Annotated in this window: 22 protein-coding genes; 7 read left to right on the top strand and 15 right to left on the bottom strand. The window is 66.9% G+C overall.

Features of this window, described 5'->3' with window-relative positions; translation table 11 throughout:
* The first annotated feature begins 4 nt into the window (after positions 1–4).
* Positions 5–1,039 (top strand): glycosyltransferase, encoded by a 1,035-nt coding sequence (locus tag ACI7YT_RS06300; protein WP_406249609.1) that lies wholly within the window; start codon positions 5–7, stop codon positions 1,037–1,039.
* On the opposite strand, the gene ACI7YT_RS06295 is transcribed toward ACI7YT_RS06300, so the two are convergent.
* Positions 1,017–2,975: a DUF6541 family protein gene (locus ACI7YT_RS06295; protein WP_406249608.1), complete on the bottom strand. Its 1,959-nt coding sequence runs from the start codon at positions 2,973–2,975 to the stop codon at positions 1,017–1,019. The two genes, ACI7YT_RS06300 and ACI7YT_RS06295, sit on opposite strands and share 23 nt — an antisense overlap.
* 125 nt (positions 2,976–3,100) lie before the next feature.
* Here ACI7YT_RS06295 and rfbA point away from each other — a divergent pair, with 125 nt between their 5' ends.
* The 3 genes from rfbA to ACI7YT_RS06280 are packed head-to-tail and all read left to right on the top strand — an operon-like array spanning position 3,101 to position 6,377.
* Positions 3,101–3,973, top strand: coding sequence for a glucose-1-phosphate thymidylyltransferase RfbA (rfbA, locus tag ACI7YT_RS06290; protein WP_406249607.1), 873 nt, complete (start codon positions 3,101–3,103; stop codon positions 3,971–3,973).
* Positions 3,970–4,968 (top strand): dTDP-glucose 4,6-dehydratase, encoded by a 999-nt coding sequence (gene rfbB / locus ACI7YT_RS06285; RefSeq protein WP_406249606.1) that lies wholly within the window; start codon positions 3,970–3,972, stop codon positions 4,966–4,968. The genes rfbA and rfbB overlap by 4 nt, the downstream gene beginning before the upstream one ends.
* Complete coding sequence (locus ACI7YT_RS06280) at positions 4,968–6,377, top strand: sugar nucleotide-binding protein (protein WP_406249605.1); 1,410 nt, start codon at positions 4,968–4,970, stop codon at positions 6,375–6,377. Before rfbB ends, ACI7YT_RS06280 begins: the two co-directional genes overlap by 1 nt.
* Positions 6,378–6,656: 279 nt before the next feature.
* Here ACI7YT_RS06280 and ACI7YT_RS06275 read toward each other — a convergent pair whose 3' ends face one another.
* Both ACI7YT_RS06275 and wecB read right to left on the bottom strand, forming a co-directional pair.
* Entirely contained in the window at positions 6,657–7,952 is a 1,296-nt protein-coding gene (locus ACI7YT_RS06275) for a nucleotide sugar dehydrogenase (protein ID WP_406249604.1), read from the bottom strand.
* A gap of 10 nt (positions 7,953–7,962) precedes the next feature.
* Positions 7,963–9,042 carry a non-hydrolyzing UDP-N-acetylglucosamine 2-epimerase gene (wecB, locus tag ACI7YT_RS06270; protein ID WP_406249603.1) on the bottom strand — a complete coding sequence of 360 codons (1,080 nt, stop codon included), beginning with the start codon at positions 9,040–9,042 and terminating at the stop codon, positions 7,963–7,965.
* A 53-nt stretch (positions 9,043–9,095) separates the two neighbouring features.
* On the opposite strand from wecB, the gene ACI7YT_RS06265 reads away from it, so the two are divergent.
* From ACI7YT_RS06265 to ACI7YT_RS06255, 3 genes are all read left to right on the top strand, one after another.
* Positions 9,096–10,262 (top strand): acyltransferase family protein, encoded by a 1,167-nt coding sequence (locus ACI7YT_RS06265; RefSeq protein ID WP_406249602.1) that lies wholly within the window; start codon positions 9,096–9,098, stop codon positions 10,260–10,262.
* Positions 10,263–10,345: 83 nt separating this feature from the next.
* Entirely contained in the window at positions 10,346–11,698 is a 1,353-nt protein-coding gene (locus tag ACI7YT_RS06260) for a glycosyl transferase (RefSeq protein ID WP_406249601.1), read from the top strand.
* A complete protein-coding gene (locus ACI7YT_RS06255) occupies positions 11,695–12,120 on the top strand; it encodes a hypothetical protein (RefSeq protein WP_406249600.1) in 426 nt (141 codons plus the stop codon). Before ACI7YT_RS06260 ends, ACI7YT_RS06255 begins: the two co-directional genes overlap by 4 nt.
* Positions 12,121–12,176: 56 nt before the next feature.
* Here ACI7YT_RS06255 and ACI7YT_RS06250 read toward each other — a convergent pair whose 3' ends face one another.
* From ACI7YT_RS06250 to ACI7YT_RS06195, 12 genes are all read right to left on the bottom strand, one after another.
* Positions 12,177–13,370, bottom strand: coding sequence for a glycosyltransferase (locus ACI7YT_RS06250; protein WP_406249599.1), 1,194 nt, complete (start codon positions 13,368–13,370; stop codon positions 12,177–12,179).
* On the bottom strand, positions 13,367–14,284 hold the full coding sequence (locus tag ACI7YT_RS06245; RefSeq protein ID WP_406249598.1) for an NAD-dependent epimerase/dehydratase family protein: 918 nt from the start codon (positions 14,282–14,284) through the stop codon (positions 13,367–13,369). Before ACI7YT_RS06245 ends, ACI7YT_RS06250 begins: the two co-directional genes overlap by 4 nt.
* Positions 14,281–15,684, bottom strand: a complete 1,404-nt coding sequence (locus tag ACI7YT_RS06240) for a polysaccharide biosynthesis protein (RefSeq protein WP_406249597.1) — start codon at positions 15,682–15,684, stop codon at positions 14,281–14,283. Before ACI7YT_RS06240 ends, ACI7YT_RS06245 begins: the two co-directional genes overlap by 4 nt.
* Before the next feature lie 37 nt (positions 15,685–15,721).
* Entirely contained in the window at positions 15,722–16,867 is a 1,146-nt protein-coding gene (locus ACI7YT_RS06235; protein WP_406249596.1) for a hypothetical protein, read from the bottom strand.
* Between the two features lie 69 nt (positions 16,868–16,936).
* Positions 16,937–18,136, bottom strand: coding sequence for a hypothetical protein (locus tag ACI7YT_RS06230; RefSeq protein ID WP_406249595.1), 1,200 nt, complete (start codon positions 18,134–18,136; stop codon positions 16,937–16,939).
* On the bottom strand, positions 18,133–19,884 hold the full coding sequence (locus tag ACI7YT_RS06225) for an ABC transporter ATP-binding protein (RefSeq protein ID WP_406249594.1): 1,752 nt from the start codon (positions 19,882–19,884) through the stop codon (positions 18,133–18,135). The genes ACI7YT_RS06230 and ACI7YT_RS06225 overlap by 4 nt, the downstream gene beginning before the upstream one ends.
* Positions 19,885–19,921: 37 nt before the next feature.
* Entirely contained in the window at positions 19,922–20,908 is a 987-nt protein-coding gene (locus ACI7YT_RS06220) for a Gfo/Idh/MocA family oxidoreductase (RefSeq protein ID WP_406250511.1), read from the bottom strand.
* A complete protein-coding gene (locus tag ACI7YT_RS06215; RefSeq protein ID WP_406249593.1) occupies positions 20,905–22,002 on the bottom strand; it encodes a DegT/DnrJ/EryC1/StrS family aminotransferase in 1,098 nt (365 codons plus the stop codon). The genes ACI7YT_RS06220 and ACI7YT_RS06215 overlap by 4 nt, the downstream gene beginning before the upstream one ends.
* Positions 21,999–22,604 carry a DapH/DapD/GlmU-related protein gene (locus ACI7YT_RS06210; RefSeq protein ID WP_406249592.1) on the bottom strand — a complete coding sequence of 202 codons (606 nt, stop codon included), beginning with the start codon at positions 22,602–22,604 and terminating at the stop codon, positions 21,999–22,001. The genes ACI7YT_RS06215 and ACI7YT_RS06210 overlap by 4 nt, the downstream gene beginning before the upstream one ends.
* 11 nt (positions 22,605–22,615) lie before the next feature.
* Positions 22,616–23,821, bottom strand: a complete 1,206-nt coding sequence (locus tag ACI7YT_RS06205; RefSeq protein WP_406249591.1) for a glycosyltransferase family 4 protein — start codon at positions 23,819–23,821, stop codon at positions 22,616–22,618.
* 8 nt (positions 23,822–23,829) lie between these two features.
* Positions 23,830–24,231, bottom strand: coding sequence for a DUF2304 domain-containing protein (locus ACI7YT_RS06200; RefSeq protein WP_406249590.1), 402 nt, complete (start codon positions 24,229–24,231; stop codon positions 23,830–23,832).
* The gene (locus ACI7YT_RS06195; protein WP_406249589.1) at positions 24,228–24,956 is read right to left on the bottom strand and encodes a glycosyltransferase family 2 protein; all 729 of its coding nucleotides are present in this window, start codon (positions 24,954–24,956) and stop codon (positions 24,228–24,230) included. The genes ACI7YT_RS06200 and ACI7YT_RS06195 overlap by 4 nt, the downstream gene beginning before the upstream one ends.
* Between the last annotated feature and the right edge of the window lie 12 nt (positions 24,957–24,968).

Raw genomic sequence — 24,968 nt, 5'->3', positions numbered from 1 at the left:
CACGATGACAGCGGGACACCCCTCGGGGACCATCGTGCTGGCCGCCTTCCAACCGGATCCTGAGCTGTTCCGCCGGCAGCTCGGCTCGTTGCAGGCGCAGACCGTCCAGGACTGGACGTGCGTCATCTCCGTGGACGGCGAGCGCGCCCCCGTCGCGGCGCTCGTGGACGAGATCACCGGCGGCGACGAGCGCTTCGTCGTGATCGGCGACGACCGGCGTCGGGGGTTCTACGGCAACTTCGAACAGGCGCTGGGTGCGGTGCCCGCGGATGCCGCGTGGGTGACGCTCGCCGACCAGGACGACCACTGGTATCCGCACAAGCTCGAGACGCTGCTCCCGCTTCTCGCGGATCACTCGATGGTCTCAGGTCAGGCGCGCCTCGTGACGTATCCGGGTGGCGTCGAGCTCGGCGTCACGGATCGCGCCGACCACGGTGCGGCCTCCACGGTGCTCATCAACCAGTTCACCGGGTCGCTGTGCGTGTTCGAGCGGGCGCTGCTCGACGATGCGCTGCCGTTCCCGCATCCTCCGTCCCGCGTCGCGACCCACGACCACTGGCTCGCCGTCGTCGCGGGCGCTCGTGGAGGGACCGCGATCGTCGACGAGGTCGTGCAGGACTACGTCCAGCACGACGCGAACGTGTACGGCGACCCGAGCCGCACCGGAGACGCAGGCGTGCTCGCACCGCTGCGCAACGCGCTGCGGCTCGCGGAGCGCGTCGAAGGGTCGAGATCCCCCCTCGCGGTCGTCCGCATGACCTTCTGGACGTACGTGGGATGGCGGCAGCTCATGGTCGACGCGCTGGCCGCACGGCGCGCGCCCGAATGGACTCCCGCGCCGCCCCTGGCCGGCGGGTTCGGCGGAACGCGGAGCTATCGGAAGCTGAACGCCCAGCTGGGCATCGCCGTGGCGCAGGGCGTGATCTCGTCCCGCTACGCGTGGGGGTACCGTGCCAGCTGGTTCGCCGGCGTGCTCATCGGCGGCCGCGGCCGCGTCGAGCGCGCCGTCGCCGGGGTCACCCCAGACCGCAGGCCGTGATCCGGTAGAGACGCGCGTCGCCCTCGCTGTCGGCCAGCTCGACGACGCCCGCGTCCTCCAGATCCTCGAGACCCGGCAGCGGATGCGTGTCCGGGTGCACCTCCTGCTCGCCGAAGTCGAGCACGAATCCGACGTCCAGCGCGTCGACGGCGTCGCAGACCTCGCCGTCGGTGAGGGCGTCGTCGAGGTGTTCGTTGATGAGTTCCATGTCGTCGGAGATGTCGACGAGCATGTGCGGCATGAGCACCTCGCGACCGCCGATCGCGTAGGCCAGGCCCGCACCGGTATAGGGGTTCCCCGCGATGACCACGCCCTCCGGAACGGTTTCGTCGAGACGCTCGAGCAGCACCATCTCGTCGGCGCTGATCAGCACGGAGTCGTCGTCGAGGTCGAAGACGTTCTGCGCGTACGCGATCGCCCTCGGAACAGCCGGGAGCGGGAACACGAGGAAGGCGATCGCAGCGGCCGCGATGCCGACGACGAGGCGCGCTCCGGTCGCCTCAGGACGCGCGGCCCTCCAGCGGCGTTCGACCCATTCCACCGTCCGTGCGAGGCCGAAGGCCGCCAATGGCAGCAACGCGATCGCGAACACCGATGCCAGTCGCTGCCAGTTGTTGTACCAGCTGCCGGTCAGAGCGTCACGCAGATCCCACAGCGGACCGCCGAAGGAGGTCACCACGATGAACAGACCAAGGCCGATGAGCCAGGACGCCACCATCACGATCGCCTTCGCTGTGCGTTCCCGGATCGCCCAGACCAGGCCGATGAGCACCGCGAGCGCGACGGCGACCGCGCTGATGCCGTAGTACATCGAGAGCTGCAATCCTTCGGACAGCGCCTGCAGCTTCGGGAACGGCACCGGCCAGAGCCGCGCGGCCTCCGGCGGGCGGAGCACCCTGAGCAGGAGGAGACCGATGACCGCGTACCCGACGAGGCCGCCGACGAGCCAGATGCGCTCACGCACCGAGCGGCGCGAGCGCCAGGTGCGCCACGCGAACACCGCGACCATCGGCACGGACAGCGCGAGCCAGGCGACGAATCCGCCGGGGTGCGCGAGGGCGAGACCGGGAATCGACCCGACGAGGACGAACGCCCACCATCCGCGATGCAGTCTCTCGGCATCCGAACCGATGCCGAGCACCGCTGCGGTCGCGGCGAGCACGAACGGCAGCATCGCCAACGACAACTGGAACGGATACAGCACGCCGTAGTCCATCGGCAGCAGCGGGAACGTGGGGATCGAGACGCTCACGATCGCGGCGGAGACCATGGCGATGCGCGAAGCGCCGACAAGGACGCGAACGAGCAGCATCGCACCGATCGGCCAGATCACGGCCGCGATCACGAGCGTCAACGCGTTGACCGCGACGGGGATGCTCGCACCGCTGAGCTGCACGACGATGGTCGCCGTGGCGTGCCACGCGGACGGATAGAACGGCAAGCCGCCGTTCGGGCTCGTCATCTGACCGAGTTCGAGCGGCGACGCCGCCGAGACGTCGAGGATGTACTGGATCGCGTTGAGGTGGAACACGTTGTCGAATGTCTGCGAGATCGCATTCGGCTGTCCGATCACCAGGGTCACCTGGATCGTCAGCACCACTGCCGCAGCAACGGCTGCACCGAGAGTCCACCAGCCTGCACCCGGCCAGCGTGCACTCGGCCGGCGCCACGAGACCGGACGCCCGACCCACCGCCGGACGAGCACGATGCCGATCGCGATGACCGCGGCGACAGCGAGGCACGGCAGGACCGACCACCCGATGCCCAGCCAACCGGCGACGACGCTCGCGCCGCCGATGACGGTGGTGGCGAAGACCGGTGCGGCGGCAGCGGCCCACAGGCCGCGCAGCCCGATCAATCGAGCCAGCGTGCCGCCGAGAACGGCGTACACCAGGACCAGAACCGTCGCGGGCCAGAGCAGCTCCAGCATTCCCATGTGTCTCCCCGACCCTCTCGCGCACGAACCGCATCAGGATATCCCGCGCGGATCGGCAACGCCTGACCACGCGCCCGCACAGTCGGGCACCAGGGCAGAAGCCGTGCATGTGACAACATGGAGGCGTGAAAGGCATCATTCTCGCGGGGGGCTCTGGTACGCGTCTGCATCCGATCACGCTTGGTGTGTCCAAGCAGTTGATTCCGGTGTATGACAAGCCGATGGTCTATTACCCGTTGTCGACGCTCATGCTGGCGGGTATTCGGGACATTCTGGTGATCACGACGCCGCATGATGCGGAGCATTTCGAGCGTCTGCTGGGTGATGGGTCGCAGTTCGGGGTGTCGATCTCGTTCGCGCAGCAGCCGTCGCCGGATGGTCTGGCGCAGGCGTTCACGATCGGTGCGGACTTCATCGGCGGAGATGATGTCGCACTGGTGCTGGGTGACAACCTGCTGTACGGGCCGGGGTTGGGCAGCCGGTTGTCGCGGTTCCGTGATCTGGATGGTGGGGCGGTGTTCGCGTACTGGGTGGCGGAGCCGAGTGCGTATGGTGTTGTCGAGTTCGATGCGGACGGGCGGGCGATCTCTTTGGAGGAGAAGCCGGCGGTTCCGAAGAGCAACTATGCGGTGCCTGGCCTGTATTTCTATGACAACGATGTGATCGAGATCGCGCGGAACCTGCAGCCCAGTGCGCGGGGCGAGTACGAGATCACGGACATCAACCGGGCGTACCTGGAGCGGGGGAAGCTGCAGGTCGAGGTCCTCCCGCGCGGGACGGCCTGGTTGGACACCGGAACGTTCGATCAGATGACCGATGCCGCCGATTATGTCCGCACGATGGAGCGGCGGACGGCGTTGAAGATCGGGGTGCCGGAAGAGGTCGCGTGGCGGCAGGGGTTCCTGGATGATGTCCAGTTGCGTCAGCGGGCGGAGAAGCTGGTGAAGTCCGGGTACGGCACGTATCTGCTGGAGTTGTTGGAAAGAGGAAAAGCGTGAGCCGTCTGCTCGTCACCGGGGGTGCCGGGTTCATCGGCTCCAACTTCGTCCACCATGTCGTTGCGACGACGGATCATCATGTGACGGTGCTGGACGCGCTCACCTATGCCGGCAACCGGGCCTCACTCGCGGGGCTTCCGGAGGACCGGGTGAGGTTCGTGCACGGCGACATCACCGACGCCGCACTGGTGGATTCTCTGTTCGCCGACACGGATGCCGTGGTGCACTATGCGGCCGAGTCGCACAACGACAACTCGCTCAACGACCCGCGCCCGTTCCTGGACACGAACATCATCGGCACGTACACGCTGCTCGAAGCCGCTCGCACGCACGGCACCCGGTTCCACCACATCTCCACCGACGAGGTCTACGGCGACCTCGAACTGGACGACCCGGAACGGTTCACGGAATCCACCCCGTACAACCCGTCTTCGCCGTACTCGTCCACCAAGGCCGGGTCCGACCTGCTCGTGCGGGCCTGGGTGCGCTCGTTCGGGGTGGCGGCGACGATCTCGAACTGCTCGAACAATTACGGCCCGTACCAGCACGTGGAGAAGTTCATCCCCCGCCAGATCACGAACGTGATCCGCGGCATCCGCCCCAAACTGTACGGGGCGGGTGAGAACGTGCGCGACTGGATCCACGCCGACGACCACTCCTCCGCCGTCCTCACCATCCTCGAGAAGGGTCGGATCGGTGACACGTACCTGATCGGCGCCGACGGGGAACGCAACAACAAGGACGTCGTCGAACTGATCCTCACCCTCATGGGCCAGCCCGCCGACGCCTACGACCACGTCACCGACCGGGCCGGCCACGACCTGCGCTACGCGATCGACTCCACCCGGCTGCGCACCGAACTCGGATGGGCCCCCACGTACGGCGACTTCGAATCCGGACTCGCCGCGACCATCGACTGGTACCGCCACAACGAACAATGGTGGGCACCGTCCAAAGACGCCACCGAAACCTTCTACGCCTCCAAAGGACAGTGATGACGGAATTCGGCAAAGGGCTCTCGATCTCGGAGACCACCATCCCCGGCCTGCTGATCGCAGAGCTCCCCGTGCACGGCGACTCCCGCGGGTGGTTCAAGGAGAACTGGCAGCGCGAGAAGATGATCGCCGCCGGGCTGGACGACTTCGGCCCGGTGCAGAACAACATCTCGTTCAACGACGCGGTCGGCACGACCCGCGGCATCCACGCCGAACCCTGGGACAAGTGGGTGTCCGTGGCGACCGGTCGCATCTTCGGCGCCTGGGTCGATCTTCGCGAAGGTCCCACCTTCGGTGCCGTCTACACGGCCGAGATCGACCCGTCCCGGGCGATCTTCGTTCCCCGCGGCGTCGGGAACTCCTACCAGACCCTCGAAGCCGACACCGCGTACGCATACCTCGTCAACGACCACTGGTCCCCCGACGCGTCCTACTCGTTCCTGAACCTCGCCGACGAGACCGCCGCCATCGCCTGGCCCATCCCTCTCGATCAGGTCGAGATCTCCGACAAGGACAAGGCGCACCCGCGCCTGGCCGATGTGACGCCGATCGCGCCCCGCAAGATCCTCGTCCTCGGTGCCGCGGGCCAGCTCGGCCTCGCCCTGCGCGCCCGCCTCGGCGACGCCGCGCACATCGAATACGCCACGCGCTCCGAGCTCGACGTCACCGCCGCAGACCTCGCCTCGGCCCGCCGCTGGCGCGACTACGCCACCATCATCAACGCCGCCGCCTACACCGCCGTCGACACCGCCGAGACCCCCGAAGGCCGCACCATCGCCTGGCAGGCCAACGCTCTCGCGGCGGCGCAGCTGGCCCGGATCGCGGACGACAACGGCATCACGCTCGTGCACGTCTCCAGCGACTACGTCTACGACGGCACCGCCACCGGCCCCTACACCGAGGATGAGGCGTTCAGCCCGCTTGGCGTCTATGGCCAGACCAAGGCCGCCGGCGACCTCGCCGTGCAGACCGCATCCCGGCACTACATCGTCCGCACCTCCTGGGTCATCGGCGAGGGAAAGAACTTCGTCGGCACCATGCGCTCGCTCGCCGAACGCGGCGTGGATCCGAAGGTCGTGGCAGACCAGATCGGCCGCCTCAGCTTCACCACCGACATCGCGGACGCCATCGCCCACCTGCTCGACACGGATGCCGAATACGGCACGTACAACGTCACCAGCGCCGGCGAGCCTCAGTCCTGGGCCGACATCGCCCGCGCCGTCTACCAGCTCACCGGCCACGACCCCGCGCGCGTCTCCGACGTCACCACCGCCGACTACTTCCGGGATGCCGCAGGCCCCGTGTCCCCCCGGCCACTGAACAGCGTGCTGGATCTCGCCAAGATCACCGCAACCGGATACGCGCCGCGCGACGGCGCCGCGGCGCTCAAGGACTACCTCGACGTCTGAGGCGAGGCCCGCAGCCTCTCGTCGCATCGCGCAACCGAGGGCCGCGAATCGCCGCGTCGCCAGCGTCGAGGCGACCATCAGCGACCCCTGCCCGCCGACGTCAACCGCCAGGGGCCGCAAATCGCCGCTTCCTGCGCCTCGAAGCGACCGAACGCGACCCCTCCGCGTGCACGGAGGGGTCGGGCGGCGCGCTATCGGCCCGGTCTCGCCACGCAAGGGCCGCAAATCGTCGCTTCCGGCTAACCGAGGCGACCAGACGCGCCCCCTCGCGAAGCGGGGTCAGGCCGCAGTGCCCACGACGATCCGCGGCGTGCCGGCCCACAGCGTCGCGTCTGAGGCGTTGCGTCCGTCGACGAGAAGCTTCACACCGGGGATGCTCGACGGAGCGAGCGTCTTGTAGTCGGCGTGATCGGTCTGCAGGATCGCCAGCTCAGCGGCATCCCCGATGGCGTACGGCTGGAAGCCGAGCCCGCGCAGTTCGTCGTCGGTGTACAGCGGGTCGTGCACCGAGACGTCGGCTCCGCGCTCGGTGAGCGCCTTCACGGTCGGGAAGACGCCGGAGAACGCCGTCTCCTTCACTCCCCCGCGGTAGGCGGCGCCGAGTACGACGGCGCGAGTCCCGGTGAGGTCGCCGAGGATTCCGACCGCCTGCGCGACGAGGCGTTCCGGCATCGACGCGTTCAGCTGGCGGGCGACGCGCACGATGTCGGCGTCGGGGTCCGTTGCGAGGTACAGGCGCGGATAGACCGGGATGCAGTGGCCGCCCACGGCGATACCCGGTCGGTGGATGTGGCTGTACGGCTGCGAGTTGCAGGCCTCGATGACCTTGTAGACGTCGATGCCGTGCGACGCCGCGAAAAGACCGAACTGGTTCGCGAGGCCGATGTTGACGTCACGGTAGGTGGTCTCGGCGAGCTTCGCCATCTCGGATGCCTCGGTCGAGCCGAGGTCCCACACGCCGTTCGGACGCGGCAGATCGGTGCGCTCGTCGAACTGCAGCACGGCCTCGTAGAACTCACGCGCACGGCGGGTGCCTTCGGCGGAAAGAGCACCGATGAGCTTGGGGTACTTGCGGAGATCCTCGAAGACGCGTCCTGTGAGCACGCGCTCGGGTGAGTACACGACGTGGAAGTCCACGCCCTCGGTGAGTCCGGAGCCCTCCTCCAGCATCGGCTTCCAGCGGGTACGGCTGGTGCCGACCGGCAGGGTCGTCTCGTAGGAGACGAGTGTGCCAGGGGTCAGGTGCTCGGCGAGGGAGCGCGTCGCGGAGTCCATGTACTTGAAGTCGGGCTCCCACGTCTCGTCGTTCACGAAGACGGGGGCCACGAGGACGACGGCATCCGCGCCGGGGATGGCCTCGGCGTAGTCCGTCGTCGCGCGCAGCGTGCCGGCGGGGATCAGTTCGGCAAGACGCTCCTGCAGGTGCGCTTCGCCCGGGAAGGGCTCCCGTCCTGCGTTGATGGTGTCGACGGCCTTCTGATTGACGTCGACGCCGATCACATCGTGACCGGAGGAGGCGAACTGAACAGCAAGGGGAAGCCCGATTTTTCCCAGGGCCACGACGGCGATGCGCATGGGTTCCAGTCTACGGGGCCGTGGATGCGGCAGAGGTCAGCAGCGTCTCCACGACGCGCTCGGCCGCATGCCCGTCGCCGTACGGTGCGACGTCGGTATCGGCCGGACGTGGGCGGCTGACACCGGCGGCGATCTCCTCGGCGGTGTTCGCGAGGACGTTCCAGCCGAGTTCGATCGTCTCCACCCACTCGGTCTCGGTGCGCACCGTGGTGCACGGCACCCGGAGCAGGAACGCCTCCTTCTGCAGGCCCCCCGAGTCGGTGACGACACCGGCGCTCGACAGCGCTGCGGCGATCAGGTCGGCGTAGGCAAGCGGCGCATGGGCCACCAGCGATCCCTGGTTCAGGTCGATGCCGTGCGACGCCGCCTTCGCGACCACACGGGGATGCGCGAGCAGGATGACCGGCTTGTCCAGACCAGCGAGCCCCGCGGCGACTTCGGCAAGGCGTGCAGGATCGTCCGTGTTCTCAGCGCGATGGATGGTCGCGACGTAGTAGCCGCCCTGCTCGAGACCGAGCTCATCGAGCAGCACGGACGGAGCCTCCGAGACCTCGTCGCGCACCTCGAGCAGCACGTCGGTCATGACGTCTCCGACGAGGACGGTGCGGTCCTTCAGCCCCTCTGTGGTCAGGTGGTCGACCGCGACCTGGGTCGGTGCGAGCAGCAGATCAGCGGCATGGTCCGTCATGACGCGGTTGTGCTCTTCCGGCATCCGACGGTTGAAGCTGCGAAGGCCGGCTTCGAGGTGCGCGACCGGAATGTGCATCTTCACGGCACTGAGGGCCGCTGCCACGGTCGAGTTCGTGTCGCCGTAGACGAGGACCCAGTCCGGTCGGTGCTCGTCGAACACGGCATCCAGAGCGGCGAGCATCGCTCCGGTCTGCACGCCGTGCGAGCCGCTGCCCACGCCGAGGTGGACGTCGGGTGCACCGATTCCGAGTTCGTCGAAGAACACGTCCGACAGCATCGGGTCGTAGTGCTGGCCGGTGTGCACGATCACGTGATCCACTCCGGCGGCCTTGGCCGCTTTGTGGATGGGGGCGAGCTTGACGAACTGAGGGCGGGCACCCACGACACTGACGATCTTCACAGGAGACAAGTCTAGGCGGGCGATGCGGGGCTCAACATCTAGGATGGGTGATCATGGTCAGCGCACTCATCACCGAGGCGAGGACTCCCCGACTGGATTCACTGACCGGCTTGCGGTGGTGGGCCGCTCTGGCGGTGTTCTGCTTCCATATCCGCAATCTGGTTCCCCTCCCCGGCCCGATCAGCGAACTGACCCGCTACGGGAACTTCGGTGTTGCGTTCTTCTTCATCCTGTCGGGGTTCGTGCTCACCTGGTCGTGGCGACCCAGTGTGGGAATCGGCACCTTCTATTGGCGGCGGTTCGCGAGGATCTATCCGCTGAACCTCGTGACGCTGCTCATCGCCATCCCGGTGTTCTACAGTTTCACCCCTGACCCTGCGCAGCCATGGGTGAAGCCGTTCGACCTCGGCATCCTCGTGCTCTGCCTGCTCCTGCTGCAGGGATGGTCCAGAGATCCGGTCGTCATGTTCGCGGGGAACCCCGCCGCCTGGACACTGACGGTCGAGATGTTCTTCTACGCCATGCATCCCTTCCTGACCAAGGTGCTGCGGCTCCTCACCGGGCGCGGAGCGATCTACACGGCCATCGGGATCCTCATCCTGAGTGTCGCAGCGCGAGCCGTGATCGTCGTTTCACCCACGGGTTGGTTCGCAGGACTGCCGTGGCCGATTCTCCGTCTGAACGAATTCGCCATCGGAATGTGCCTCGCCTGGGCGATCCGGCAGGGCTGGCGACCACGGATCAAGGTCTGGGTTCCGCTGATCCTGCTCGTCGCGTACGTCGTGGGGATGACCACGCTGCACCAGGTACCGCAGACGCAGTTCGTCTACAACGCGCTCGTGCCGTACGCCAGCGAGACGATGATCGTGATGTTCTCCCTGCTCATCTGCGCCTTCGCCGTCGCCGACCTCGATGGCAGCGCCCGCATGTCACGCGCGCGACCGCTCGTTCTGCTGGGCGAGTGGTCGTATGCGTTCTACCTCATCCACGCGACACTGATCTACCTCGCCCTCGAGCACTTCGGCGTCCAGCGCGGGATGGCCGGCATCGCCTGGATCCTGCTCATCCTCGCGCTGGCCATCGCGTGTGCATGGGCGCTTCACGTGTTCATCGAGAAGCCAGTCGAGAAGCGACTGCGGTCGTGGCAGAACGGCGTGGTCGCTCGCAGGGAGAAGCGCGCCTCCCGCGCACGCTCCGCAGCGTCTGACGTCGGCGTGTAGACGGACCCCACGCGCACCCGAACTGACTCGGCGTGCGCAGACTACGATGGAGCAGATGCGGAGAGAAAGCGAGTCCCACCGCCGTGAGTGAGTCCCCCCAAGTCGTTGACCACCCGGAGGTCGCTCGTCCTCACCTGCTGTATGTCGCGTGGGGCTACCCGCCGTGTCGTGGCAGTGGCGTCTACCGCGCGTGGGCGACGGCGAACGCCTTCGTCGCGGCGGGGTGGGACGTCACGGTTCTCACCGTCCCGCGCGAAGTGTTCACCATGTCGACCGGTGTGGACGAATCCCTGGAGCGCACGGTCGATCCGGCCATCGAGATCGTCCGCGTGCCGTTCGATTCGGCCGCCTTCGAGAACGATCTCCACCGTTGGTCGTGGCTGCGTGCGACGGTTCCCGAATTGTGGAACGTCATGAATGCGCGGCGCGAGAAGAAGTCGTTCCCTGAAAGCACATACGGGTCATGGCGGCCCGCGCTGGAGAAAGCCGCTCTCGATGTGCATCAGCGGCATCCAGTGGATCTCGTGCTGGGTACGGCCAACCCCCACGTCGACTTCACACCCGGACTTCGGCTCTACAAGGATCACGGCATCCCTTACGTCATGGACTATCGGGATGCCTGGCAGCTCGACGTGTTCAGCGGCGCGCGCGTTTCGGCCGCGAACAGCGACGTGGCCCGGTGGGAGAAGGAGCTCATCGACCATGCGCACGCCGTCTGGTTCGTCAACGAGCCGATCCTCCGATGGCACGCGGACCTCTACCCTGAAGCTGCCGACCGCTTCCACGTGGTCGCAAACGGCTACGACAGCGCACCCGAACCCGGAGCAGGGGCTGAGGGACCCGGCCTCGTCTTCGGGTATCTGGGCACGCTGTCAGCGGCGGTGCCCGTCGACCGTCTCGTCGAGGGCTGGAGGATCGCGCGCGCTCGCTCCGATGTGCTCGCCGCTTCCAGGATCGAACTCTGGGGTCATCTGAACCACGTCGGCACGCCGAACGAGGTGATCGCGCGCCAGCTCGAACACTTCGCCGCCAACAACATCGCCTACTGCGGACCGGTGCCCAAGCACGAGGTCGGTCGCGTGTACGCGCGCTTCGACGCGCTCCTGCTCGTGCTGGGGACGGGACGGTATGTGACCAGCGGCAAGGTGTTCGAGTACGCGGCCACGGGTCTGCCGATCGTCTCCGTGCACGATCCTCGCAACGCGGCGAGTGACGTCCTGCAAGAAGCACCATCCTGGTTCCCGGTGTCCGACATCGAGAGTCCTGAAGCGATCGCGGACGCGCTTGCCGCCGCAGCCGAGGCGGCCCAGCGCCAGACGCCCTCCGAGCGGGAGGCGGCACGGGCGTGGGCCGCACAGTTCCAGCGCGCCAAGCAGTTGGATCCGCAGATCGATGCGTTGCGAACGTACGTCGACAACAGGAGCACCGCCCGATGAAGATCATCCTCATCGCACCATCGGGTGCGGTATCCACCGCCTTCGAGCAGCTTCCGTTGCAGGAATCCGATGACACGCTGGTGCTCTCGCGCGTACTGCCCGATGCAGGTGACCGCTCGCTGGTGCTCACACCGTCGCTGTCCCGCGCCACCGACTGGGCGGAGCGGACGCTCGGCGGATCGGTCATCGGCCGCAACGTCCTCCGGTTGACGGTCCTCGATGCGGGGCGTCGCTTCGCGGGGGCGACCCGTCGCAGTCGATCTCTGCGACCGGAGTTCGACGGCGCCGACCTCATCGTGGTCCTCGAACGCAATGGCCTCCTCGCAGGCTGGCACGCCTCCCGTGGCCCTGCACGGCGGGCCAGAGTCGTCTACGGAATTCCCGCAGCTCGCGGGGTCATCTCGGAATCGCGCGTTCCCTGATCAGGCCGCTTCACGCCTCGACGTTCGATCGCGCCGCTGCGGACGGGTAGGAGATTCTACGCTCCGAGAAAAGGGGCGAGCACCCGCGCGGATTGAGCGCCATCGTGCACGGCTCGTACAAATTCGGGCCCTCGGTCGGCGCGCGAGATCCAGGGTTCGCGGTCGGAGAGCACGTCCTCGATGACTTCGCCGACGTCCGAGAATCGAGATTCCACGATCGGGAGCTCAACGCCTGTAATCCGGAGCACTCGAGCGCGCACCTCGTCGCTCACATGTCCGATCACGATTCGACCCGCGGCCATGGCTTCGCATGCGGCGACGCCGTAGTCGCCGAGGCGGAACTGGTCCAGGACGATGTCGGCGTTGCGATACAGGTGAGGCATCGCCTGCGACGGAACCCCCTCGACCCTGCGGTACTCGATCAAGCCCTGAGTTTCGAGCGCACGCAATTGGTCATCGAGACTCGGATCGCCCTTCATCGGTGAGTTGCTCGGGGCATACGCGACGACTGGTCGCTCGCGCTGGAGCGGGGGCTCGGCGCTCTGCCAGACGTCTGGTTCGACGACCACGGGCAACCACTGAGATCCCGGGACATCGAGCAAGCCTGGCGTCGAGACGAAAACCGGCATCCCGGAGCCCTCGAACATCCGACGACGCTTCAGCGCGTTCTCTTCGAGAATCCGCACATCGGCTTCCGGGTAGCGGCCGTTCACGCCGAACGGCGAATCCTGCTCCGCGCGGGCGTGCTCGCTCGGCACGCGGATATCCGTTCCATGCCACAGCAGGCCTACGTTCACGCCCGCGGCGCGCACTTCATCCGCGATCTGCCGTGGTGTACGCCCCGGTCGCGATCCGTACATGAAGCGCCCGGATTCCAGCAGCACGTGAGTGTACTCCCCCACGATCGCGGCGCGCTGCCTGCGCTGCCAGCCGTGCGCGAAGATGAACCCGCTGTCCGGGACTGCGACATCGGCCGGGAAACCGAATGCCGCAGTCCTGGCGTTCGATGTCATGAGGTTGGACGCCGTGACCCCTCCGAGGCGCTCCTCGGCTGCGCGTGCCCACCGATAGGCCTGGCCAGCGGAGTTGACGGGCGCGATCAGCAACCGCACGGGTGCCGAGACGCGCGGCCGAGCGATCTGCATCTGATCCGGATCCCATCCGAGGGAACCGGGAAGAATACGGGCGAGCAAGCGATCGGGCACGACGCTCAGCGCCGCTCGCGCTGCTGTGACGACAGCCGCTCTCACTTCCTGTCCCCCTTCGCATGGATCGGCGGGACTCCCTCGGCGCATGCCGGACCGGCTACGGATCGGTCCCAACTGCGATCCGGTATCGCCCGGGGTCGCACCCCGAGCAGTGCGTGCATCACGGAGACGTCCGCCCAGTTCGAGCTCGCTGGTCCTGGAACGACGACGAAGCCGTCCTGGCTCGGTCGGATCGATTCCAACAGCGTTCGCGTGCTGACTGCGATTCCGGCCCCCAGATTCACCGCTCGGTATCCGATCGACGCGACGGTCAACGAGGCACGCACGAGATCGACGAGGTCATCCTGGTGAATGTAGTCCCGAACGAACCGGTCGGGCTCACTGAGCGTCACCGGTGTCGTGGCCTCCGCACGGATCAGACGCTGCACGAGTGAATCAGGGAATGCCGGCCCCGCAACGTTGAAGATGCGCAAAGCCAGCACGGATACGACCCGGTTGCGCTCGACCAGATCCGCGAAGATCTGCTCCGACCGCTGCTTGGAGCGGGCATATGCGCTGCCTCCGTTCAAGGGCGAAACCTCCGAACGCGCGTCCGTCGCGTCGACACCGTACACCGCGCCCGATGAGGCGAGTACGACTCGAGCGAGTCCGGACGCAGCGGAGGCGGCAGCGAGGTCGATCCGCTCGTTCGCCTCCTCGACATCGTCTCCGCGCTGAACAGCAAGGTGCAGCATCGTCGTAGCGCCAGATCGTGCGACGACGTCGGCGAGACGCACAGCATCGGTCAGATCGATCGAGATGTCATCGGCCCGTGCGTCGGATCCGTGCGTTCGCGCCAGTGATGTCACCCGGCAACCTCGCGCCCGCAGATCCGAGACGACGAGCCGACCAATCCGGCCGTTGCCGCCGGTGACGACGACCGATTCCGGCACAGCCGGCTGCTCGCTCGCCGTCATGCGGATGCGCGCTCCTTGACGTTGAAACCCATGTCCCGCAATGCCGCGATCGTCTCATCGTCGGAGTAGTTTCCCGATCGGATCTTCGCGATCAACGCCCGAATCCGGGCCACAGGAACACTCATCTCGTCCTCGACCTGCAGGATGAAGACCTTGCTGTTCGCGGTGCTCGTCGCCAGTTCCGGATTGTAGGTGAGCTCTTCGTAGAGCTTCTCCCCTGGACGCAGTTCGGTGACGTCGATGCGCACATGGGGCGCTGTGGCGCGCACGAGGCTCTCGGCCAGATCCAAGATCCGGACCGGCTCCCCCATGTCGAGGACGCAGATATCACCGTTGGAACCGAGCAGAGCCGACTGGATGATCAGCTGTGCAGCCTCGTCGATGGTCATGAAGAACCGGGTGACATCGCGATGCGTGACGGTCAGAGGACCGCCGGCTTCGATCTGACGACGGAAGGTCTCCATGACGCTGCCATTGCTCTGGAGCACGTTGCCGAAGCGGACAGCAGTCAGCTTCGTGTCGCCGGACTGCTGAGCAAGATCGCTCAGCAGCAGCTCACCCAGACGCTTCGACGAGCCCATCACGTTCGCCGGCCGGACGGCCTTGTCGGTGGAGACGTACACAGCGTGGCTCGCGCCCGTGGTGATCGCCTGTCGAAGGACGTTCTCCGCCCCGAACGCATTGTTGACCACAGCCTCCATCGGGTTGTCCTCCATGAGGGGGACATGCTTGTAGGCGGCTGCGTGGAAGGCGAGTTCGGGACGGTGCTCGGTGAAGATGCGCTCGATCCGGCTCTCGTTCTTCACATCGGCGATGACGACACGGAGTCGATCGTCGGCGAGGCGGTTCTCCAAGTGGAACAGGCCGGTCTCCCACCAGTCCACGGCGATCACCTGAACGACCCCGAGAGTGAGGAGATGTTCGACGAGCCGGGAGCCGATCGACCCTGCAGCCCCGGTGACCAGGGCGCGTTTGCCGACGACCATGCGTTGCGCGTCGAGCAGATCATGCTTGATCGGCTGGCGACCGACCAGTTGCAGGACGTCCACGTCGGTAAGGTCTCTCACGCTCACCGACTCGCTGCTGATCGTCTTGTACGTGCGAGGCAGGATCGACAGGCGCAGTCCGGTCTTCTCCAGCCCCGAAAGGAAATCGCGGAGCACCTTCGCGTCGACCGTCGGGATGGCGAAGTAGACGGAATCGATGTGATGCTCGCGGACGACGCGATTGACGTCACCGAGGGAGCCCAGTACCTCCGGAGCGCGCTTCACATCATCGAGGAAGCCGACGACCTCGTGTCCGTGGGAGCGCGCGTCCGCCGCGATACCGACACCGGCCACACCATAGCCGACCACAAGGACGCGCTGTCGCCCGCCCGCTTCACCGACAGCTTGAGTCACGTGACGATCCTAACCGTGCGGACTCGGGAGGCCGGGCTCACGCCTCAGCGAGACGACGCAGAATGCTGTCTTCGACGGCGATGTCCGTCTCGGAGGAGAGCTCGGCTGCCACGGCATCCGTCGCACGTTTGAAGCCCGCGATCTCCTCCCGCGAGAGTTTGCGGACGGCCGTTGCGAGATCGCTTGCCGAGTACCCCGCTGCCACGACTCCGAGACCGTTCTCCTTGATCAGGCGATCGGTCTCGACCGAAGGTCCGAAGACGAACCCCAGCCGCGCCTGAACGAAGTCGAAGAACTTGTTCGGCAGCATCAGCCGGTGATTCGGAGTGTGGGGCGGCAGCAGATAGACGCCGAGATCGTACGGATTCAACGTGGACGGAAGCGCCGCAGGCGCCACCGCCGGGTGCAGCGTCGTTCGAGGGCTCGCGTCGATCCGAGCGGTCAGCTGCTTCCAGTACGACTCCGCCTGGCGGGAGGGGATGAGATAGAGATCGAGAGTGTACCCATCACCGAGCAGATCAACGGCATCGATGATGGCCTCGATGTTGCGACCTGGCACTGCGCCACCGCTGTGGACGAGACGGATGCGATCCGCTTCGAGCGGGGTTGGAGCGATATCGGCGCGATAGGCGATCGCGTTTCTGACGATATCGGTTCGCACCCCGTACTGCTCCTCGTACATCGCGCCGATGGAGGCGTTCACCGTCGTCGCCGCGTCGACGCGAGGCAGATAAGTTGCGCATACCCAATCCATGAACGGCGCCACGAGCAGCCGCCAGGACAGCACATGCGTACGTTCAGCCGGTGCCCACTCGTGCAGGTCGCACCAGATCTTCGGCGCGCCCTCCACCTCGAAGGCGAGCGGCAGAGCTCGAGCCTCGTTGGCCACGACGATGTCGAACTCGCGACCCACGATGGCCGCGCGCGCTGCCGCGACCGCCGGCGCCCCGAGAGCCACCGAGGAGAAGCGTCGGAGGCCGAGCTTGAGCACGCCACCGAGCGTCTGAGGAAGCGATGGAAGCGCGCTATCGATCGAGATGTGCTCGTCGGCGCCCGCCGGATGCACACCGTAGGAAAGCGTCGTGACATGTCCATGCCGCGACAGCACCTCGAGCTGACGGAGCACTCTCGCATCGGATGCGATGTCCGAGAAGGAGATGCAGAGAATACGTGGTTCAGTCATTTTCGCTCCTGGTTGCAGCGTCTTCGACGCTGAGGAAAGCGGAAGCGCGCCCGCGAGGCCGATTGGCGCTCACGAGCCTGCGCTCTTGCCGAGGAATGGCGCGAGCACGCGTGACGCGAGGGCACCGTTGTGCACGGCCTCGACGTAGTCCGGACCGCGCTGAGCGATTTCGCGATAGTGCTCCGGCCGCGCGGCGACGTCGCGGAGCACCTCGCCGATCGTGTCAGGCGTTGCCTCGACGATCGGAGCATCGAGTCCCGTGATCTCCCGGATATGGTCGCGCACCTGATCGTGCAGATGCGCGACGACGAGGCGTCCGGCCGCCATGGCTTCGATCGACGTGGTGGCGTAGATGCCGAGCGCGAACTGGTCGAGCACGACGTCCGACTGCGCGTATCGCTCGGGCATTTCGGATGCCGGAACCTTCACGATGCGCTGATAATCGATGATCCCGTCCGCCGAAAGGCGCTCGACAACGGGTTCGATGAGCGCGGTGCCCTTGACCGCCGGATTCGTCGGGGCATGCAGCACGATCGGAGCTCCGCCGGTCAGCGCTTCGCGATCCGAGTGCCATTCCGATGGGTCGATCACGATCGGCAGCCAGACCGCGTCCGGCCAATCGCCCAGCAGCTCCGGCGTCGCTACGAAGGACGGGACGCCGAGGCGCTCGAACAGGCCACGGTTCCGAAGCGCCTTGGTTTCGAGGTCGGCGATCCATGCATGGTCGCCGTCGCGGAACGGCGACCATCGGTCCAGTTGCGCGTGCCGGCTGGGCAGCCGCAGATCGGTTCCGAGGCTCGCCAGCCCCACCTGGAGACCACGGCCCTGCAGCCAACGCGCCTCCCGCTCGGGGAAGCGCTCGAACGCCAGCCCGAAGATGGGCCGCTCGGCCTCGAAGATCACGTGCGTGAAGCCATCGGCGACCGCATCGCGCTGGCGACGAGCCCACGTGCCGGAGTTCAGGAAGACCCGTTCGGACACCGAGTAGTCGGCAGGGAAACCGAAATCACCGCTGGCACGGTACTGCATGTTGACGGCGCCGACGCCGGGGAGCCTCTCCGCGGCTCGCGCCCATTGGTAGCCCTGCGCGGCGAAGTTCGCCGGCGCCGTGTACAGACGCGTGTCTCCTATCGGCGCCGCGACCGGAGGGGGCACGTCCGCGAGCTCGAACTTCCGATCAGAAGGACGCAACGGCACGGAGAGACGATCGGGCAGCATGCCCACCGCCCTCCGGTAGGCGATGCGCGCCTTCGTCGACAGCGTGCTCATGCGAGTCCTGCCAGTCTCGCCTGCGCCGCGAACTCGGCACTCGCGGCGACCACCTCATCGAAGGTGCCCTGCGCTGTGACAGTGCCGTCGTGCATGAACAGGACGATGTCCGAGTCGCGGATGGTGCTGAGCCTGTGCGCGACGGCGATGACAGTCACATCGCCGCGCAGGTCACGGATCGCATCCGCGACGTCCGCCTCGGTCTTCGTGTCGAGCGCACTGGTCGCCTCATCCAGGACCAGGATGAGCGGGTCGCTGTACAGTGCGCGGGCGATGCCCAACCGCTGCCGTTGGCCGCCCGAAAGCGTGAGCCCGCGTTCGCCCACGCGAGAGGACAGCCCGTCCGCGCGCTGCTCGATGACGTCCCAGAGCTGAGCGCGGCGCGCCGCCTGCTCCACGCGCGCGAGGTCGAGATCGTCACCCCAGGTCAGGGCGATGTTCTGCGCGACCGTGCCGTCGAAGAGCGTCACCTCCTGCGGAACATATCCGACGTGGGTCCGCCACGCGGCCATGACATCCTCGAGCGGCAGACCGTCGATCTTGATCGAACCCTGCGTCGGCGTCAGCAATCCGAGCAGCAGGTCGATGAGCGTCGACTTCCCGGCTCCGGAAGCGCCGGCGATGCCGACGGTGGCTCCCATCGGGATGCTCAGGTCGACGCCACGGACAGCAGGGCGATCGCTTCCAGGGAACGTGAACGCCACGTCCTGCAGATCGAGCTGCTGCGGCTCGCCGGGGAGTGGCTGCTTGCCGAGGATCTCCTGATCCGCGAGGAACTTCTTCGAAGCCTCGATGTCGGTGATGACGGCATCCACATACGGTGCCGAGGTGATCGTTCGGGTGATCACCGACTGGAAACCGGTCAGCGACGGCACCAGCCGGAATCCGGCGATGCCGAACATCGCCACAGCGGAGATGGTGCTGCTCATCTTGCCGCCGGAACTGATCATCGCAGCGCCGCCGACGATGACGAAGCCGCCGATGATCGCCGCATCGAAGATGAACCGCGGAACGGTCGCCAGGAAACTCGAGTTCGCCCGAGCCTGGGCGGTCTGCCGACGGTTGCGCTCCACGACCCTGCTCACCTCGTCGGCCTTGTCTCGCAGCGTGATCTCCTTGAGAGACGCGACCATGCCGGAGATGAGAGCGGCGACGCGGAGTGCGGAATCGCGCGCCACCCGAGCCGCCTGACGCGTCTTGCCGCTGAGAACGAAGTACTGCAGCAGCGCAATCCCGCCGAGGTACACGATCGTCACCAAGGCGGTGATCGGCTGCGAGACGACGAGCACCGCGACAACGCCCACGCTGGTGACGATCAGCCCCGGAAGTGTCGTGATCGGCAGGAGGAAACCGGCGACCACGTTGGCGATGCCGCTGTCGGACATGGCCACGATCTGAGCGCTGTTGCGCGAGATGCGATCCGTCCAGGACGCTCGGATGTAGGCACCGAACAGCTCCTGGCCGACGCTGAGCTCGAACGAGGCGAAGCGGCGCGTCGCGATCCACTGCAGCCAGACGTTGGCGGCGGACTTCAGGATCACGATGGCGGCGAGCACGAGGATCAGCACGAGAGACTGATCCGCCGAGATCGTGCCGAGCAGCGGCAGTGTGATGTCCGCCTGGGTCACACTGGCGGCGAGCGTCAGTGCCATCAGCATGAGCGCCACGACATCGATCAGAGAGAGCACGGACGATGTCAGCGAATACACGAACAGGAATCGACGAGCGGACGCCGGGAGGAAAGGCATCAGTCGTCGGAGAGTGCGGACGATGAGATTCATGTGATCAGAGCGAGACGGACGCGCCCTCCCGCGCGGACTCGAGTGCGGCTTCGACGACGACGAGCGTCCGAAGCCCCTGCTCCATGGTGACGACGTCGGTCTTCTCTCCGAGCACGGCGTCACGGAAAGCCTCGTGCTCGACGCGGAGCGGCTCGCGCTTGGCGAACGCGTACCGGGTCACGTCTCCCTCGGAGACTCCGCGGAAGGACGAGACCGATTCCCACTCGAGCGGGATCGTGCCGTTGGCGTAGAACGTCAGGTCGCCGGTGGAGGTGTCGGCGATGAACGCCCCCTTCTCCCCCGTGACGACCGTGAGGCGCTCCTTCATCGGACTCAGCCAGTTCACGATGTTGTTCACGATGACGCCGGATGCCGTGCGTCCAGTGATCGTGATCATGTCCTCGTGTTCGCGACCGCTCTTGAAGGCCGTCTGCGCGAAGACGCGCTCGTAGTCGCTCTGCACCACCCACGCTGTGAGATCGACATCGTGCGAGGCGAGGTCCTTCGCGACGCCGACGTCGGCGATGCGCGACGGGAACGGACCCTGGCGGCGGGTCACCACCTGGTAGACCGCACCGAGTTCATCGGCCTCGATCCGGCGGCGCAGTTCCTGCAATGCAGGGTTGAAACGCTCGATGTGGCCGACAGCACCGACCAGCCCGGCCGACGCGAAGGCGTCGACCATGCGCTGCCCGGCCTCGACGGTGTCGGCGATCGGCTTCTCGACGAGAGTATGCACTCCCGCTGCCGCGAGCTTGAGCGCGGCATCCTCGTGGAAGCGCGTCGGAACGGCCACGACGGCGATATCGATTCCGGCGGCGATCAGCGCCTCGATGTCGGGAAGAACCTCGAGGTCGCCAGCGACGCCGTGCGGGTCACCTCCGGGATCAGCGATCGCGACGAGGTCGACACCGTCCACCTCACGCAGCACGCGTGCGTGGTGGCGTCCCATCATTCCGACTCCGAGGAGTCCTGCGCGCAGGGCCATCAGGCGCCGGCCCCGGCCACGGTGTTGACCGCTGCGACGATGCGCTCGAGGTCGTCCTGCGTGAGCGACGGGTGCACGGGCAGCGATGCCACTTCGCGCGCTGCACGCTCGGTCTCGGGCAGGTCGAGCCCCGGCGCGAACGGTGCGAGCGAGGGCAGGCGGTGGTTCGGAATCGGATAGTAGACACCGGCGCCGACGTTGTGCTCGTTCTTGAGCGCTGCGACGAACCCGTCGCGGTCGTCGGTCACGCGGATCGTGTACTGGTGGTAGACGTGCGTCGCCCCGTCGGCGACCGGCGGGATGACCACGCCCTGCAGATTGGCGTCCAGGAAAGCCGCGTTGGCCTGACGGGTCTTCGTCCAGGCATCCACCTTGGTCAGCTGCACACGGCCGATCGCTGCGTGGATGTCCGTCATACGCGCGTTGAAGCCGACGATCTCGTTCTCGTACTGACGCTCCATGCCCTGATTGCGCAGCAGCTTGACACGACGGGCGATGTCGTCGGTCGCCGTCGTGACCATCCCGCCCTCGCCACTGGTCATGTTCTTCGTCGGGTAGAGGCTGAACATCGCGAAATCGCCGAACGTTCCGACCGGACGACCGTCGAGGGCCGCGCCGTGCGCCTGCGCGGCATCCTCGTAGAGTGCGACGCCGCGTGCGCCGGCCAGAACCTCGAGTTCGCGCATGCGCGCAGGGTGCCCGTAGAGGTGAACCGGGAGGATGCCCTTGGTCTTCGGCGTGATCGCCGCCGCCACGGCCTCCGGGTCGAGGCTGAACGTCTCCGGCTCGATGTCGACGAAGACCGGAGTCGCGCCGGTGAGCGCCACCGAGTTGCCGGTCGCGGCGAACGTGAAGGACGGCACGATGACCTCGTCACCGGCGCCGACGCCCGCAGCGAGGAGGCCGAGGTGAAGGCCCGCGGTACCCGAATTCACGGCCACGGAAGGACGACCCTGCACGAAATGCGCCGAGAACTCGCTCTCGAACGCCGCGACCTCCGGGCCCTGCGCCACCATGCCGCTGCGCAGCACGCGGTCGACCGCCTCGCGCTCCTCGTCGCCGATGATCGGCTTGGCGGGGGGAATGAACTCGCTCACACGTTCTCCTTGCTCAGTGCGCCATCGTTCTCGATGTAGCGGGTGCCGCTTGCGGGGCAGATCCAGACGTCGTCGGCCTCCGAGGAGGTGAGCGGAAGACCCGCCTCCCCGACCCAGCCGATGCGGCGGGCCGGAACACCGGCCACCAGCGCGTACGCCGGGACGTCCTTGACGACGACGGCGCCGGCAGCGACCGTCGCCCAGGCGCCGATGGTGACGGGAGCGACGCAGGTCGCCCTGGCGCCGATGGACGCACCACGCTCGATCGTGACGCCGACCGGCTCCCAGTCGTGTGCGCTCTTCAGCGACCCGTCCGGGTTGATCGCACGGGGGTAGGTGTCGTTCGTCAGCACGACGGCCGGACCGATGAACACCCCATCACCGAGCTTCGCCGGTTCGTACACGAGCGCGTAGTTCTGCACCTTGCAGTTGTCGCCCATGACGACTCCGGTGCCGATGTACGCGCCGCGTCCGACGATGCAGTTCTCTCCCATGCGGACGTCTTCGCGCACCTGTGCCAGGTGCCAGATCGACGATCCGTCGCCGATCACGGCGTTCGGAGACACATCGGCAGAGTCGACGATGCGCACGGATTCAGTCATGAAGATGCCTTTCACTCCGGTCGAGAGGTGCCACCGGAAGCCTTGTTCAGCTTACCGGTGCGCGCCAGAGCGACCTGAGAGACCACCGCCGAAACCCGCGATGCCACGGCATCGAGGGACGCATGCTCGGCCGCCCAGCTCGCCCGCTCCGCCCGTCGGCCCTCGGTCGCGCCCGAATCGGTCTCGGCGAGCAACGAGCGCATGGCATCGGCAACGGCCTCCGGCGTGAATTCCACGGCGACACCGAGTCGCGCCGAGCGCACCAGGTCGGCGCCGGCGCCCGCCCCGGCGAACAGCACCGGAGTGCCGATGGCCGCAGCGGCATAGGTCTTGGTGGGTTTGGCGAAGTCGTAGCCGATGCCGGGGACGATGCTCACGAGCGACGCGACCGCGCCTCGGATCCATCCGGCGGATGCCGCAGGGCTCACCACTCCCCCGAAACTGACGCGCCCTGGCACGAGTTCCTCGGATAGCGACCGGAGCGCGGACTGGACGGACCCCTGGCCGAAGAAACGCAGCTTCACGCTCGGATGGTCATCGGCGATGAGCGCCAGGGCGCGCACGAAGATATCGGGCTGCTGCCACTCCGACATCGTGCCGGTGTAGACGAAGTACCGATCATCCGTCGCAGGCTCGACCTCGGGTGCGAAGACCGCTGTGTCGATGCCGTTGCCCACCGTGGTGATGCGCACGGGATCGGCGCCGAGTTCCACCAGGCGAGCGGTGACCTCGTCCGAAACGGAGATGACGCCTCGTGCACCTCGCAGCACGGATCGCTCGAGTGCGCGGATGACGGCGATGACAGGACGAGGAGCCGCCATGGACACGACCCCGTCGGTCCAGACGTCGGCTGCGTAATAGACGACAGGGCGGCGCTTGAGCCACGCGACGATCAGCACCACGAGCCCCGTCGTCGGCGGAGCCTCGGCGACAGCGACATCAAATCGCCGAGTCAGCAGGCGGAAGATCAGCGGCACATCGAAGCTGAGGTACTGGATGTACCCACGGACGTTTCCTCCGCGATCACGCAGCACCGGCCAGCGGCGCACGGCGACGCCGGGCGGATCGGCGACGACGGGCGCATGCTTGGGAGGACGGGTCGTCAGCACTGTCACCTCGGCGCCTCGGCGTGCGAGAGCGCGTCCGAGCGCCCCGAGCCGGAAGGCGCCGGCACTGACCTCCGGGGGGAACAGTCGTGACGCGATGAGCGCACGCATGGGTCGGCTCATTCGTGCGGGTCTCCGTCCGCACGCTCAGCACGAGCGGAGCGGTCGTCGAGACGTCGCTCGAGCTGCGCGATCCGGTTCTCCTGGAACGCCGACTGCTCGGCCAGCGTACGCAGCTTCTCCTCGACTCTGGTCAGCTCCGCGCCGTACTGCAGGCTGACGAGGAACAGCAGCCCGATCGCGACGAAGAACACCAGGTTCGTCGGCACCGTGATGCCGAGCGTCTGGGCCGCCCAGGTGAGCGTCTGCGGGAAGACCGCGATGACCAGTGCCAGCACGCCGCCGACGAACCACCACACGGCGTGACGCTCACGCAGCGTCCCACGACGCATCAGTTCGATGATGGCGATCAGGGCGAGGACAGCGGCGGCGATGCCGAAGGCGTAGGTCACGGGACTCATCGCACGTCCTCCAGTCGTGTACGCGGTCGGAGCATCGCGAGGCCGAAGGCGGCGCAGGCCCGCACCAGGTAGACGGCGGCCTTGAACGGATGATGCGAGGGGACGCCGGCCTGGCGCTCCCGCATTTCGACCGGCAACTGGCGGATGACCAGTCCCGCTCGAGCCGCGATGACGAGCGCCTCGACCGTGTCGCCCAGATATTCCGCGGGGAATGTGTCGGCGAACAGCCGTACAGCTCGCGGACCGGCCGCCTTGAATCCACTCGTGACGTCGGTCAGTCGGGTTCTGGCGACCCGGCTCATGACGGCTGCGAGGATGCGCATCGCCCACTTCCGTGGTCCGCGCACGCCGTAGTCTCCGACTCCCGCGAACCGGGCGCCGATCATGAGGTCGGCCTCGCCGAGGCCCTGAATCAGCCGGAGGATCGCCGCGGGATCATGCTGTCCGTCCGCGTCCACTTGGACGACGACGTCGAACCCGTTGTCCCTGGCGAATCGGAATCCTGCACGCATCGCGCCGCCGACGCCGAGATTGAACGGCAGCGTGAGCACGATCGCCCCCGCCTCGGATGCAACGGCCCCCGTCCGATCCCTCGACCCGTCATCGACGACGACGACGACGGCGCTCGGGATCGCGCTTCGGACGTCGCGGACGACATGCGCGACGGATTCCTCTTCGTTCAGCGCCGGCAGGACGATGAGGACACGACTCTCTGCGGCTTCCATCGAGATCGATCC

This window comes from Microbacterium sp. M (genome assembly GCF_045181065.1).
Classification (GTDB): domain Bacteria; phylum Actinomycetota; class Actinomycetes; order Actinomycetales; family Microbacteriaceae; genus Microbacterium.
Note: the sequence above shows the minus strand (reverse complement) of the source record. Positions and strands in the feature narration are given on the sequence as shown.

Coding starts and splice junctions, on each gene's coding strand:
- ACI7YT_RS06300 (WP_406249609.1), top strand. CDS start 5: ATGACAGCGGGACACCCCTCGGGGACCATCGTGCTGGCCGCCTTCCAA.
- ACI7YT_RS06295 (WP_406249608.1), bottom strand. CDS start 2,975: ATGGGAATGCTGGAGCTGCTCTGGCCCGCGACGGTTCTGGTCCTGGTG.
- ACI7YT_RS06280 (WP_406249605.1), top strand. CDS start 4,968: ATGACGGAATTCGGCAAAGGGCTCTCGATCTCGGAGACCACCATCCCC.
- ACI7YT_RS06275 (WP_406249604.1), bottom strand. CDS start 7,952: ATGCGCATCGCCGTCGTGGCCCTGGGAAAAATCGGGCTTCCCCTTGCT.
- ACI7YT_RS06265 (WP_406249602.1), top strand. CDS start 9,096: ATGGTCAGCGCACTCATCACCGAGGCGAGGACTCCCCGACTGGATTCA.
- ACI7YT_RS06255 (WP_406249600.1), top strand. CDS start 11,695: ATGAAGATCATCCTCATCGCACCATCGGGTGCGGTATCCACCGCCTTC.
- ACI7YT_RS06245 (WP_406249598.1), bottom strand. CDS start 14,284: ATGACGGCGAGCGAGCAGCCGGCTGTGCCGGAATCGGTCGTCGTCACC.
- ACI7YT_RS06235 (WP_406249596.1), bottom strand. CDS start 16,867: ATGACTGAACCACGTATTCTCTGCATCTCCTTCTCGGACATCGCATCC.
- ACI7YT_RS06230 (WP_406249595.1), bottom strand. CDS start 18,136: ATGAGCACGCTGTCGACGAAGGCGCGCATCGCCTACCGGAGGGCGGTG.
- ACI7YT_RS06225 (WP_406249594.1), bottom strand. CDS start 19,884: ATGCCTTTCCTCCCGGCGTCCGCTCGTCGATTCCTGTTCGTGTATTCG.
- ACI7YT_RS06210 (WP_406249592.1), bottom strand. CDS start 22,604: ATGACTGAATCCGTGCGCATCGTCGACTCTGCCGATGTGTCTCCGAAC.
- ACI7YT_RS06205 (WP_406249591.1), bottom strand. CDS start 23,821: ATGCGTGCGCTCATCGCGTCACGACTGTTCCCCCCGGAGGTCAGTGCC.
- ACI7YT_RS06200 (WP_406249590.1), bottom strand. CDS start 24,231: ATGAGTCCCGTGACCTACGCCTTCGGCATCGCCGCCGCTGTCCTCGCC.
- ACI7YT_RS06195 (WP_406249589.1), bottom strand. CDS start 24,956: ATGGAAGCCGCAGAGAGTCGTGTCCTCATCGTCCTGCCGGCGCTGAAC.